The organism is Burkholderia sp. SIMBA_062 (assembly GCF_046534765.1).
Lineage (GTDB): Bacteria > Pseudomonadota > Gammaproteobacteria > Burkholderiales > Burkholderiaceae > Burkholderia > Burkholderia ambifaria.
The window spans coordinates 1-277 of record NZ_JAWRYD010000221.1; the positions used below are offsets into that span (position 1 = coordinate 1).

The window sequence follows — 277 nt, forward strand, 5'->3', positions numbered from 1 at the left end:
CGGGCGGGCCGATGCTGAATGGTTGGCGAGGCCGTGAACGAGTCGGCTCCGGAACTGTGGTGTGGGAGATGCGCAAGCGTCTGGCCGCCGGGGATATCGATTACCCGGAGTTCCTTTCGCGGATAGCTGATTCGGCGCCCTCAGTGGGTCACTGCAATACCATGGGCACCGCCTCGACGATGAACTCGCTGGCCGAGGCACTAGGCATGAGCCTGCCCGGTTCAGCGATGATCCCCGGGCCCTATAAGGAGCGAGGGGCGGTTGCCTACGAGACTGG

1 protein-coding gene is annotated in these 277 nt (G+C 64.3%); it reads left to right on the forward strand.

The features are described from left to right. Nucleotides 1-277, forward strand: a 277-nt coding sequence (locus SB786_RS36125) for a dihydroxy-acid dehydratase (protein WP_410731563.1), incomplete at both ends; no start/stop codon positions are given.